This is a genomic window from Aphanizomenon sp. CS-733/32 (genome assembly GCF_028330045.1).
Classification (GTDB): Bacteria; Cyanobacteriota; Cyanobacteriia; order Cyanobacteriales; family Nostocaceae; genus Dolichospermum; species Dolichospermum gracile.
Genome location: NZ_JAQMSE010000238.1, coordinates 12974 through 26488 on the forward strand (window position 1 = coordinate 12974; position 13515 = coordinate 26488).

Genomic DNA, 13515 nt, shown 5'->3' on the forward strand with positions numbered 1-13515 from the left:
AGGACTAGATAAGGGTCTTCCTAAGTGTCATCAAAGCGTTATTTGGTGGATGAATATTGTAAACTAGGAAGATAAATTTATTTAATACTCTCATCATTTTCCCCGAGTACTGCGGCGTGTTGGTGGCTGAGGCTGTGGTGGTTCTTGAGATTTTAAACCACTATCAGCTGTCAAAAATTCTACATGAAAACCTTTTTCATAATAGTAATACCAACCTAAAACTACAGTACTCGCATCTCCCATAGAAGTTTTTTCTACAGCTTGATTAGGAAATTTTTCTGCTAAATTTTTCAAGCCTTCCGCTTCCCATAATACAATTTGTTCACGAAAAGCAGCCCAAGGACTTGTTTCGTCAGCAGCATAAATCATAATTTCGGCAAATTTTTCTGATGTTATTCTTTTACTAAGCTGTTGTGCATTTAGTTTGTATAATTCTAGCGGGCAAGATGCCCGCACTACAAAGTTCAAGTAAATTATGGTTATCAAATTTAGCTGCGTAACAGCTTATCTGAATTTGTAGTTTTAGCTTGGGCAATATGATTTCCTGTTTCTATCACTGTCGCTAATGGCAGTACCAAGGTTGTTCCTTTTTCAATTTCTGTGAGAATTTTTTCATTAACAAGTTCAAAGTCCCATTTATTATTACCAGCAGTTTCTTTACCTGGAACTTTTAACCAGGCGCACAATAAAGATGTATCTATTAGTAAAACTTTTCTCATATTTTTAATTATTACCCATGAGAAAGGCTGCGTTCAATTGCGCCTTTAGTTGTCATTTGTCCCAAGGAATAGGATGCAAATAATTTGGAGAAGTTGTCAATATCTTCTAAAAGGGTAAGTTTACTCTCTTCTGTTTCTGAATCTCGATGTGCGACAACTACAAAGGGAACTATTTCGGGACCGAACGCATCTAGTAAAGCTGGGTTATGGGTAGTGAGTAAAATATCAATATTGCGTTTAGTGCCAATTTCTTTTAATATTTTTACCAGTAGTGCTGCACGGGAAGCATGTAAATTATTATCTATTTCTTCTATGACAATTTGACTACCTTCAGGACGGGTTAATAATGCTGTGAGAATGGCTAGAAAGCGTAATGTTCCATCTGACATACTTCTAGCATCAATTTCTGTGATTTCTCCTGGTTTCCATTCTTCCTGACAATAAAGCATTGCATCTGTTTTCAGTCTTCCTACTGGTTCAGCCCATACTTTCTTAATATCACCTTCTCGTAAATCTTTTAAATATTCAGATAGCGTATTTTCAATTTCTGTTTTTTTATCATCTGGTAATCCTGCTAATACTCCAGCAATATTTGAACCATCGCTTTCTATATTTTCAGAAAGTCTTGAGTAATCGCGCATTTTAGATGGAATCGGATTTAAAACTAAAAGATTGGACAAATTATCAATAGTAAAATTTGTTGCTATTTTTGGTAGTTTCAAATATTTTTGATTGTCTTCTTCTACATCTGTTGGTTGTTCTAGTATTTTTTTATCATTTCTTCGTGTTTTTGATAGTCTCCAAACTCTTGTACCTTTCAAGTGTAAACCACTCTTTGCTTGATAATAAAAATCCATAAGTTTAATTTTAAGTATATCATTATTATTCATGTCTATAATTTCTAGATATTCTTCACAAAGCTTGAAGGAAGGTAGTGTTTGTATTTGTAAATTATATAAATAATTTGCATCATCTTCAGCACCAACTAACACCTTTAAAGTAAACTCATTTTCACCTTTTCGTGCAGCTAATTCAACACCTCCACGAATAGAAGAAAGTGTTTTATCCCCTGCTAAAGCTGTTTCAATATTTTCACCGTTCGCTATTCTTTGCAAAAATTCCAAAGCTTCAACTACATTAGATTTACCACTTGCATTAGTGCCAATAAGCACAGTTAAAGGATCAAGTGGAAGTTCTGCATAACGGAAACTTTTCCAATTTTCGAGAATGAGTTTTTTCAGCATAATCAAAATTACATATATTTTATTTACTTAAGACTTATAATATAAACCAAATTTTCTTGATTCTGCGTCAGTCTTGCTGGTTGATATATTTTTGATGCTAGGGTAGTAAGAAAGCGCAACAATGGGAAGTTTGACAAGGTTTAATTATATCAAAAAGGTTGAAAATCTGTAACAGATGGTAAGGAGACAAGATCCTTTTTTATCTTTGAGACTATAATATCTTTTATCCAACTATCAACACCCTCTTTCCCCTCACTAAATTATCTTATGACAGAGGGTGGATAATCGCCGACTTATATGAGATTATGGCTCGAAATTGCGAAAATTTCTGAAAGAATTAGCTTAAAACCAACTTTTATTCAGCAGTTTGTGACTAATAATCACCACAAACATCAACAAACCAAACTGAATTGGCCAAGGTGCTAATACTAAACTTACAATAAAAATGACGGCTGTGAAAACACCTGCAATATTAGTGATTTCATCATCATTTCTTTTGAAGAGATAGCTAGTCATTACACCTGTAACTAATGTCATCAAGAAAAATAAAGGCATTTTTACTCATCTCCAAACTACGAACTACTGTTTAATACCAGTAGAGTTAGACCATTTTCAGGAACGTTACTGATCATATACTTAAGTAAAGCAAAATGGCAATGATTTTATTGTCAAGCTAGGGAATCGCTATTTTCAAATAGTGCCATTATTTGGTACATTGAACTAACACTATCTATTCGTGCTGGAATTCATTTAACACTTTTAATTTAAATACCCGATGTTGAACATTTCCCAACTCCTCGCAAGTGAACTACAACTTAAACCCCAGCAGGTACAAAACGCGCTGGAACTTTTAGCAGAAGGGGCAACAATTCCCTTTATTGCGCGTTACCGTAAAGAAAAAACAGATGAAATGGATGAGGTGCAATTACGGGATTTACAAGATAGGCATAATTACTTAACGGAGTTAGAAGAAAGAAAGAAAGTCATTATTAATGCGATCGCTCAACAAGATAAACTTACCCCAGAACTACAAGCAAAAATAGCATCCTGTCTCCAAAAAACCGAACTGGAGGATTTATATTTACCCTATCGTCCCAAACGTCGGACTCGTGCTACCATTGCCAGGGAAAAAGGGTTAGAAGCGCTCGCCAGATTTATTCAATCTCTAAATACAAAAAATGCTGTTTCTGCATCATTAGAGGAAGAATCAGCAAAGTATATTTCCGAAACTTTAGGAGTAAAAACAGCAGATGAAGCTTTAAAAGGGGCATCTGATATCTTAGCCGAAGAAGTAGCAGAAAAAGCAGAATTACGGGCATATATCCGCGATTATCTTTTAGAAAATGGGCTGTTTATTTCTCGCATCAAAGACGAACATTCTGAAGGGACAACTAAATTTGAAATGTACCGCAATTATCAGATTAAAGTCAAAAATATTGCCCCTCATAATCTGTTGGCTTTATGTCGAGGAGAAGATGAAAAAATCCTTAGTTTTGAAGTTGCTTATGACGAAGATTTTATCCTGGGTTATTTAGAATCTCAAGAAATCAAAACTAAAGTTCGTAACGTGCGCGACTTTTATCAAGTCATGTTAAAAGATAGTTTTAACCGCTTGATGAAAACTTCCTTAATTAGCGAAGTAACTAAGGAGAAAAAAACCTTTGCTGATATAGAATCAATCAAAACCTTTGAAACCAATTTACGAGAACTACTGTTATCAGCACCCGCAGGAATGAAACCGACAATGGCCATAGATCCAGGATTTAGAACCGGGTGTAAAGTTGCTATTTTAGATGAAACTGGCAAATTTTTGGAATATGAAGCTGTGTTTCCCCACCAAGCGGCAGAACAACGTCAAAAGGCGGCACAAACTATTAAGAAGCTAATTGAAAAATACCAAATTCAATTAATTGCTATTGGTAACGGTACAGCCTCACGAGAAACAGAAGAGTTTGTTGCCGAAGTATTACCAAATATAGCCCATAAACCAATTAAAGTCATGGTTAATGAATCTGGTGCATCTATATATTCTGCCAGCGAAGTAGCTAGAGAAGAATTTCCTGATTTAGATGTTACTGTCAGAGGTGCAATTAGTATTGGTAGAAGATTACAAGATCCTTTAGCGGAATTAGTGAAAATAGATCCTAAATCAATTGGTGTTGGACAATATCAACACGACGTTGATCAAAAATTACTGAAAAAGAAATTAGATGAAACCGTCGAAAGTTGCGTGAATTATGTGGGTGTAGACTTAAATACCGCCTCTAAAGAATTGCTAACATTTGTTTCAGGAATTACCCCGACTATAGCCAATAATATTATTGCCCATCGCAACGAAAATGGCGCATTTAAAAATCGTCGTCAACTCTTAAAAGTAGCCAAACTAGGACCAAAAGCCTTTGAACAAGCCGCAGGTTTTTTAAGAATTCGTGGTGGTGAAAATCCCTTAGATAATACCGCAGTTCATCCAGAAAGTTACGCCCTGGTACAATCTATTGCGGCTGATTTGGAAGTATCCTTAAATCAAGTTACACAAATTGCAGAAAAACTCAAAAAAGCCAACATCAAAAAATACGTTACCGACACCATTGGAGAACCAACCCTGCGCGACATTCTCAGGGAATTAGAAAAACCAGGTAGAGATCCCCGTGCTGAATTTAAATATGCTACCTTTAAAGAAGGAATCAAAGAAATTAAAGATCTAACCGTAGGAATGCAACTAGAAGGAATTATTACCAACGTTGCTAACTTCGGTGCTTTCGTTGATATTGGAGTCCATCAAGATGGTTTAGTGCATATTTCCCAACTTGCGGATATATTTGTAGATGATCCCAAAAAAATTGTGAAAGTTGGACAAGTTGTGAAAGTACAAGTTTTAGAAATCAACGAAAAACTCAAACGCATAGGTTTATCAATGAAAGGAATCAAACAATAATTACCTCTTCCTAACTTGTTATGTTAATCATAGCCCCCTCCTCGCTTGCGGGTTGGGGGTGAAGTTTTTGGATCTCGCTCAACTTAATATACTTCTGTGATGATTCTAATACAGAAACTATAGTATGCTTAACAAGCCAAACATCTGCCTCCTAATATTAACCGATAGGATAACATCCTGGATTGACGGCATGAATAAATTCACTACCAGCTAATGGTCTTCCCCGTTTATAAGCGGCTTCTTGTGGTTGTCCCCAACCTAGTTGTAAAATAATTTCTAAAAAGTTGGGATTTTCCCACTTTAATAAAGTTGCCCATTCTGTTCTTTGGACAATTCTTTCTACATCTACTGTGTTCACTTTTTGATGTTGTTTACCATTACTGAAACTTAGATATAAATCCATTTCTTCTGTCACCAGATACCAAAATTCTAAAAGAGAATCTTTAGCAGGTTTCAAGATTTCTAAATCACTTTCTAAGGCAATCAATTCTGGATCAATTTCTGGATAATGCAGATTTTTACCTTTAACTTGAATATCTTTCCAGATAATGCCAGAAACTTGATTTTCTCGTTGATATTCATGAATAGAGGCTTTAAAATCTTGGTAAGCCGTGAATCTTTGTACTCCCTCGGTTCTGATAAACGGATCTATAACAGGATTACTAGCAACAGTTATATCTAACTTTAACCTTTCTCCTTTCAAGCAAGCTTGGCGTTCGATTGCTAAAATCTGAATTAACTCTTGAGTATTGTAAATATTTGACATCAGAACAAGACCTAATTAGTTATTAGTTATTAGTTATTAGTTATGAAACTAATTGTTAATTTTGTGTCAGATGGTCATCAAGATTGAGTGAATATCTACAGCAGAATTTAGGAGTCAGGAGTAAAAATAGTTTGCTGTCTGGTTTTGAATTTAGATCCTGTACCTTATTAGTCTGCAATCTGATTTAATTATTATCTCTTAATATAAATATAAATGCCGTATCAGAATCAACTATTTGTTGCATTGTTTATTCCAGGGAGTAAAAATTGATACAGATTTTCCAATAGCTTCTGTGAGGGGAGGGAACAGTTTCAACTATCTGGATATCCTCAATTGTCCATATCCGACAAAGAAAAATGCAACTGTTTTGAGACACCATAAGCCAAAACCTTGCACCTTCTTGTTCTGAAAAGCAAGCGAGTTTGACTCGGTGACTCCTGACTGGGCGCAGTCCATGCGTCCCTACATCTTGACTTAACACTATAAGTCCACACGGGTTTAAATAAATTTAAATTCTACCACTAGGGAGGTAAATAGTATGACTCTTGTTAAGGTAAATCAAAGGCACTACCCTAAAGGGGATCTTACTCGTCGAGGAATGGCTTTAGCTATAGACTTTTTTGGTGCATGGTTACTGAGTTCTATGGTTAGAAGTAATGAAATTGGTATTCAATTTGCCCAAATCTTTGTGTTTATTTTTGTTTGGTTAGTTTTCCGCGTAGTCGTAGTTTACAACAATCAGGGACAAAGTTTAGGCCGTTGGGCATTTGATTTAAAGATCCTAGAAGTCGTAAATGGGGAAATAGTCAATAGAATCCCGCAATTTCAGACATTGTTGCTGCGAGAAGGGATTATTTGCTGTTCTAGCTTATTATTATCCATTTTCCTGGGGAATATCATCCTCAATCCCGCTGCTGTCGTCTTATTACTTCCTTTAATCATTGACGGGGGTGCAGCTTTATCTGATACTCAGATGCGTCAGGCTTTCCATGACCGCTTTTTGCGGACGGTTATAGTTTCTTCCCGTCGGGGTTATTCATTAGATATAAAAATTAAACGGTTGGTTGCAAAATTTCCCCGAAATATGAGATGATAACCATTTGTGTTAATTATCCTCCAGGCTTTACAGTTTGTAAGATTATGGCTAAAAGTAAAGGTGCGCGCATAATAGTGACACTAGAATGCACCGAGTGTCGGACAAATCCAGATAAACGTTCCCCTGGCGTATCTCGTTATACTAGTACCAAGAACCGTCGGAACACAACCAACCGTTTAGAACTGAAAAAGTTCTGTACCCACTGCAATAAACACACAGTTCACAAGGAAATTAAGTAAGAATGAGTTACTATCGTCGTCGCCTGTCTCCAATTAAGCCCGGAGATGCCATTGATTACAAAGATGTAGATTTGTTGCGGAAGTTTCTTACCGAACGTGGTAAGATTTTGCCTCGGAGAATCACTGGTTTAACCTGTCAGCAACAACGCGCTTTGACTACAGCCATTAAACGCGCCCGGATTGTGGCTTTGTTACCCTTCATTAACGCCGAAGGTTAAGAATATTTTGGATTTTGGATTTTGGATTATTTTCCAAGAAAGTAGCAGTTGCATGGAGATGCCCAGTTACTTTGGGTCCAAAATCTAAAATTTGATATTTAATGTTAGGAAATTGTCAAAAACATTTAATTAATTCATTCTCAAAAATGGTACGATATCGCTAAATTTGGGAATGAAATTGTCAAAGGTGATAGCATTCTGCATAGCAAATTATTAAATACAGCAGAGGTCAGGAGTCAGGAGTAAAACTGGGTTGCTATCCGGTTCTGAATTTAGATCCTGTAGTTTATTAATCTGCAATCTGCTGTACAAGGATTAAATAACAGGTATTTGATCCAGAATCTCCAGTCTAAAAATCTAAAAATATTAAAGTGCGACAGTTGTGGATAAGGGGACGTTAGTTGAATTTAGGGTTCAAAGCGATCGCCGTCTAGGAGTAGTAGATCGTCCAGACGGTAAAACTCGTTGGTTTGTAGTAGATGAACGGGGTCAATCTCACAGTCTTGCACCTCGCCAATTTACCTACACAGTGAATGGACAAACCTATAAACCAGGGGAAATCGCTGACTTCTTAAGTCAAGTCCAACCTTATCTAGATCCATCAAGTCTAGAAATAGCGTGGGAATTACTCATTGAAGATGGGGAATCTGTCACTCCTAGCCAATTGGCAAATATATTGTTTTCGGAATCCACCCTTCCCCAGTGTTATGCAGCCCATTGTTTGTTATCGGAAGATAAACTCTATTTCAAACAAAAAGGGGATGCTTATGAACCCCGCAGCATGGCACAAGTAGCAGAACGCAAACACCAGATTGAAGTAGAATCCCAAAAAGCCAGGGGACAGCAGGAATTTTTAGCCCGTGTAGAACAGGCGCTTCAGGGACAAGTAGTAGAATGGCAACGGCTAGACCGCCAACGCTTAGAAGCCATAGAAAAATATGCGACTTTGCTGGCTGATGTTGTCATGCTCAAGGTGAATTACGACTCTTTAGCTCGTGCTTGTCCGCCTTCAGCCCCAGTATTAGAAACTATGAATATGCTGGGACGTTCTGCTACGCCCCAGGCGGCATTTCAACTTTTGATAGATTTGGGTTGGTGGACTTCCCATGAAAATCTGTTTCTGCGCCGTTCATCAATCTCCGTTCAATTTCCGCAAAAGGTATTAGAAGTGGCGCAAAAACGTTGGGATTTTCCTCCCACAGATTTGGACACAAACCGTCTTGATCTGACACATCTCAAGGTGTACACCATTGATGATGAAAGCACGACGGAAATAGACGATGGTTTGAGTTGGGAGGTATTACCAGATGGTAAGGAACGGTTATGGGTGCATATAGCTGACCCGACCCGGTTATTAATGCCAGATGATGAGTTGGATTTGGAAGCCAGAAAACGGGGGAGTACGGTGTATTTACCGACGGGGATGATTCCCATGTTTCCAGAGGTGTTGGCTACAGGTCCTATGAGTTTGGTACAGGGGAAGGTCTGTTGCGCCCTCAGCTTTGGGGTGATTTTAGACGCAGTTGGGGCGGTTGAAAATTATTGTATCCACACTGGGTTAATCAAGCCTACCTATCGTCTCACCTACGAGGATGTTGATGAGATGTTGGAGTTGGGAGTACGGGCTGAACCAGAAATTGAGGCGATCGCTAATTGGGCAAAAATCCGCAAAAATTGGCGTTATGGTCAAGGCGCTATCAGTATCAATATGCCCGAAGCCATGATCAAAGTCAAAGACGATGATATCAATATTGATGTTTTAGATGATTCCTCATCCCGGCAATTAGTCGCAGAAATGATGATTCTTGCTGGAGAAGTCGCCGCCCGTTATGGTCAAACCCATAATATCCCTCTCCCCTTTCGTGGTCAACCCCAACCAGAATTACCCCCAGACGAGGAATTACTGCAACTCCCCGCCGGTTTTGTCCGTTCCTGTGCCATGCGTCGCTGTATGCCTAAGAGCGAAATGAGCATTACACCAATGCGTCACGCTGGGCTGGGTTTAGATACATACACTCAAGCAACTTCACCCATTCGTCGTTATAGCGACTTACTCACCCACTTCCAACTGAAAGCACATTTACGCGGTGAAGGTTTACCTTTCTCTGCGGAACAACTCAAAGAAGTGATGATGACAGTCATGAGTACCACCCAAGAAGCAACAATGGTGGAACGACAAACAAATAGATATTACGCTTTAGAATATTTACGTCGTCATCCTGAACAAGTTTGGCAGGTAACGGTATTAATGTGGTTACGAGAAGATAGCAATTTAGCACTAATTTTATTAGAAGATTTGGGATTACAGTTGCCTATGTCCTTCCGGCGTTCTGTTAGTCTGGGAGAAAATTTATTAGTGAAAGTTAGTTTGGCTGACCCCCAAAAAGATATGATTCACTTCCAAGAAATTATGTATCAGGAAGCCCAATCAGTTACAAATTAGAGATAGCAGGGAATAGGGAATAGGGAACAAATCTTAATTCAATGCAGTTTCATCTTAGCTGGGCATTAGATACACCAATACAGTGAATCTTTACAGAAAAAACTAATCCTGATTTTAATTATGTTTTCTACCCAACGAGTGATTAATTGCCCAAATCCCGAATGTGATCAGCCTTTGAACTCCTTCGGAAATACGATTTGCGATCGCTGTCACACTCCCCTAATTTACCGCTATCTCTGGGCAACTGGCAACCAAGCCGCAGAAATTTCTCCAGAAACCAAGGTAGCAGACAGATATGAAGTCATCAAACCCCAAATTTGGCTAGATACCCAACCTGCACTATTACCAGATATCCCCGCAGAACTACCAAATATTGTTATTCCCTACCTAAGCTTATACTCAGAACATTTGCATATACCCCAAGCCTATGGTTTTACCTCCTTAGCAGCAGTAGAAGGTGATATTCTGTTACTAGAAAATGCCCCCATAGATGAAACCGGTTGTATTTACCCGACAATTACCGACTCCTGGGAACAAGCATCTCCCGTCAGACAAATTTACTGGTTATGGCAAATTCTCCAATTGTGGAAACCTTTATCAGCATTGGGAGTTACCGAAAGTTTATTATTAGCAGATAATTTATGTGTGCAAGGTTGGTGTATTCGCTTATTAGAACTGCATCAAAACATAGGGCAACCGACTCTACAAGATTTAGGTAATTCTTGGCGCAATTGGGTGACAGGTGCAAAAACCACCAGTTCCTCAAAATTAGAAAGCATAGTTGAGTTAATGTGTCAACCGGAAAATGATTTAGAAATTATTAATACTCAACTCAATGAACTATTATTAACAACAGCCATAGAATTACCTTTATATTTAACTATAGCCGGGGGGACAGATCCAGGTTCCGTCATTAAACATAATGAAGATGCTTGTTATCCTAGTCATCCGAGGGACATAGATGATCAATTACAACCAAGACTAGCAATTATTTGTGATGGTATTGGTGGTCATGAAGGTGGTGAAGTTGCCAGTCAATTAGCTTTGCAGTCTCTCAAATTGCAAATGCGGGCTTTATTGGCAGAAATAGACGAACAAACAGAATTATTAACTCCTAACCTCTTATGTCAACAAATAGAGTCTTGTTTGCGAGTCGTTAATAATGTAGTATGGTCGCGCAATGACGAGCAAAAACGTCAGGGAAAGGAACGCATGGCGACAACCTTAGTTATGTCATTACAAATCCCTCAAAGAAGAGAACAGTTAGAAAATTCCCATGAACTTTATTTAGCCCATGTTGGTGATAGTCGTGCTTATTGGATTACTCAAAATTATTGTCAACTCCTGACTGTGGACGATGATATGGTAAAACGAGAAGTTGGTTTAGGGAAAAGTTTATATCGTCAAGCATTGCAAATCCCAGAAGCCAAAGCCTTAACCCAAGCACTAGGCACAAAAGAAGCAGAATTTCTCAACTTTTCGGTTCAACGATTTATTATAGAGGAAGATGGGATTTTATTGCTGTGTTCCGATGGTTTAAGCGATCGCAATTTAGTCGCACAATCTTGGCAAGACTACGCAATTCCCGTACTTACAGGCGATTTAGACATAGCAGACGCTACCCAGGAATTAATTAAACTGGCTAACGAAAAGAATGGCCAAGATAATATATCTGTAGTCTTAACTCTTTGCCGGGTTGCCAAACCATCCTCAATGGCAATTATACCCGCACCGCCAGCAGAAATTATTCCGCCCCAACCCCTAGCTGTCCCTGAAGCAGAAGCATTAATTATAGCAGCCACTATAGAAACAGATTTAACAGCAAGTTCCCAAGCCTTGCTTGATTTAAGTCTGACAGAAGCACCTCTAAAACCATCTAGAAGTAAAGGTTTGGTACTATTAGCAGGATTATTAGTTTTATTATTGGGAAGTACCACAATCAGTTTATTTGCTTGGTGGCAATTATCACCCCAATCATTCTCACAAGTCTGCCGACAACTTCCGCAAAAGGTGCGAGAATTATGTCCAGGAAGGGAATAGGTAGGGGTGGTAGGGAAAAGAGTATTACCATTACCAATTACTAATTACCAATTACCAATCATCTCAATAAGAAATATACAAGTTTGTTCTACAGCTTAATAGCGCAATGTGTTGTAAAATTGGGTTTGCCATTAAATCATGCTGGATTTTGCAGTCAAAATAGCTGTGGAGATGGTTTAGGAACAACAAAAGTTAGATACACAATATATTATGAAAATAGGCGATCGCGTGCGTGTTAAAGAATCAGTAGTAGTTTATCATCATCCCGAACATCGCGGTGATGCTTTTGACATCAAGGATGCAGAAGGGGAATTAGTGGCTATTGTCACCCAATGGCATGATAGACCTGTAAGTGCCAACTTTCCTTTTTTAGTCCAGTTTAGCAAAAAGTTTAAAGCCCATTTACGCGATTTTGAAATAGAAACCATTTAGTACCACAGGCGGAATTAAAAATTAAAAAACACCGTCCGTACCGTGTCGCCAATCCAAATTGCTACACGGATCAGTTCTATTACTGATGTGTGCGATGGTGCTGACTTGCCAGTTCGCCTTTTCGTGAAATTTCTAATATACGCTTTCACATGATTTAAGTCACTGGAAAGAAAGATATTAAGCTAAAAGATGAGTTCAACGATGTCTCCGTTTAGTCAAGTATGAGTCCTCTAATTCTTATACTCACCCAGATCATTCTCTTCCTCCTGGGACTACGAGTAATATTTTTGATACTTGATCAGGTAATAAATGCTTATAGGCGAGTTAGATTTTCACCAAATAAAAACCCGATTTGGATCATTAAAAACATTTTTCAACGGAGACTAAGGATTAAAACCTATACCAAAAATACCCACAATACATACAAAAATTCGAGGTTGTGGAAGCAACTACTTCGCAAACTCAATAATGAAAATACAACCGCCGAAAGACTAATCAACCATCTCATGATCAAACACCCTGGACAGTCTGACCGATGGTATCTTGAAAAGGCGATTTTCGATTTAGAACGGGATAAAGGAAGATATTAACTGAGATCAAGAAAATATTCCCAAAAATGCAAATGAATATTACTACCTGCAACCACAACCGCAGCCGCAAAATTATTTGCTGGTGTTAATTCTCTGAGACTCCAATCTCCTGAGACAAGTAATTTACTAGGTTGATTTGGTGTTAAATCTATTTCAATTTCTTCTAACTGTACTAAACCATCTCCTGTAGCTTTTAAATAAGCTTCTTTACAAGTCCAATAACGAAAAAATATTTGTTGTTGTTGGGCGGGAGAAAGTAGTCGCAGGTATTCATATTCTCTAGCAGAAAAGAATCTTTTCGCCAGACCTTCCAAATCAGACATAGTGCGAATATATTCTAAATCCACACCAATTTGATGTTGATAGCTTACCCCCAATAAAGCCAAATCTTGGGAATGAGATAAATTAAATAATAATCCCTGATCAGCAAATTTAGCCGCCAATAAAGGCTTACCACGCGGCTGATATTCAAATTCTACTTGTTTAGGGGCAATATCCAAATATTGCCCTAAAATGGTGCGGAGAGTGCCACGTCCAGCCATAAATCTTTGCCGGTGTTCAGGAAAATAAAACCTTTCAGCGCGAACAATTTCATCACTAGATAAAGTTTCCCGAAAAGATTGTAATTGTAATTCATCAGAATTTAAATTAATGCGCCAAATATGCACATCATTTAATAACAAATCTAATTCTTTAGGTGCGGGTAGCCAATTCAAATTCAACACAATCGCTAATAATTAAACTGTAAAGATCCGGGAGACAAAATGTTTGATATAGCCGGGAAAATTAGGTA

At 38.1% G+C, this 13515-nt stretch carries 13 protein-coding genes; 7 read left to right on the forward strand and 6 right to left on the reverse strand.

Annotated features, from left to right (window positions below):
- Positions 1-93: 93 nt before the first annotated feature.
- The 4 genes from PN471_RS20480 to PN471_RS20495 form a co-directional block, all read right to left on the reverse strand.
- Positions 94-456, reverse strand: a complete 363-nt coding sequence (locus PN471_RS20480; protein ID WP_271778413.1) for a hypothetical protein — start codon at positions 454-456, stop codon at positions 94-96.
- Between the two features lie 32 nt (positions 457-488).
- On the reverse strand, positions 489-719 hold the full coding sequence (locus PN471_RS20485) for a hypothetical protein (RefSeq protein WP_271778414.1): 231 nt from the start codon (positions 717-719) through the stop codon (positions 489-491).
- Positions 720-730: 11 nt separating this feature from the next.
- Positions 731-1963 (reverse strand): AAA family ATPase, encoded by a 1233-nt coding sequence (locus PN471_RS20490; RefSeq protein ID WP_271778415.1) that lies wholly within the window; start codon positions 1961-1963, stop codon positions 731-733.
- Positions 1964-2305: 342 nt separating this feature from the next.
- On the reverse strand, positions 2306-2518 hold the full coding sequence (locus PN471_RS20495) for a hypothetical protein (RefSeq protein ID WP_193895384.1): 213 nt from the start codon (positions 2516-2518) through the stop codon (positions 2306-2308).
- Between the two features lie 220 nt (positions 2519-2738).
- Between PN471_RS20495 and PN471_RS20500 the strand changes: the two genes are divergently transcribed.
- Positions 2739-4898, forward strand: coding sequence for a Tex family protein (locus tag PN471_RS20500; protein ID WP_271778416.1), 2160 nt, complete (start codon positions 2739-2741; stop codon positions 4896-4898).
- Between the two features lie 157 nt (positions 4899-5055).
- Here the strand turns inward: PN471_RS20500 and PN471_RS20505 are convergent, their stop codons facing one another.
- On the reverse strand, positions 5056-5664 hold the full coding sequence (locus tag PN471_RS20505) for a hypothetical protein (protein WP_271778417.1): 609 nt from the start codon (positions 5662-5664) through the stop codon (positions 5056-5058).
- Between the two features lie 538 nt (positions 5665-6202).
- Here PN471_RS20505 and PN471_RS20510 point away from each other — a divergent pair.
- The 6 genes from PN471_RS20510 (at position 6203) to PN471_RS20535 (ending at position 12132) form a co-directional block, all read left to right on the forward strand.
- Complete coding sequence (locus tag PN471_RS20510; RefSeq protein WP_271778418.1) at positions 6203-6757, forward strand: RDD family protein; 555 nt, start codon at positions 6203-6205, stop codon at positions 6755-6757.
- A gap of 47 nt (positions 6758-6804) precedes the next feature.
- On the forward strand, positions 6805-6999 hold the full coding sequence (gene rpmG, locus PN471_RS20515) for a 50S ribosomal protein L33 (RefSeq protein WP_010998585.1): 195 nt from the start codon (positions 6805-6807) through the stop codon (positions 6997-6999).
- Positions 7000-7001: 2 nt separating this feature from the next.
- A complete protein-coding gene (rpsR, locus tag PN471_RS20520) occupies positions 7002-7217 on the forward strand; it encodes a 30S ribosomal protein S18 (RefSeq protein WP_168644988.1) in 216 nt (71 codons plus the stop codon).
- A gap of 382 nt (positions 7218-7599) precedes the next feature.
- Positions 7600-9660, forward strand: a complete 2061-nt coding sequence (locus tag PN471_RS20525) for a ribonuclease catalytic domain-containing protein (protein ID WP_271778419.1) — start codon at positions 7600-7602, stop codon at positions 9658-9660.
- 120 nt (positions 9661-9780) lie between these two features.
- Complete coding sequence (locus PN471_RS20530; protein ID WP_271778420.1) at positions 9781-11700, forward strand: protein phosphatase 2C domain-containing protein; 1920 nt, start codon at positions 9781-9783, stop codon at positions 11698-11700.
- Positions 11701-11910: 210 nt separating this feature from the next.
- A complete protein-coding gene (locus PN471_RS20535; protein ID WP_193895398.1) occupies positions 11911-12132 on the forward strand; it encodes a ferredoxin-thioredoxin reductase variable chain in 222 nt (73 codons plus the stop codon).
- Positions 12133-12718: 586 nt separating this feature from the next.
- Here PN471_RS20535 and hetI read toward each other — a convergent pair.
- Positions 12719-13447 carry a 4'-phosphopantetheinyl transferase HetI gene (gene hetI, locus PN471_RS20540; protein ID WP_271778421.1) on the reverse strand — a complete coding sequence of 243 codons (729 nt, stop codon included), beginning with the start codon at positions 13445-13447 and terminating at the stop codon, positions 12719-12721.
- Between the last annotated feature and the right edge of the window lie 68 nt (positions 13448-13515).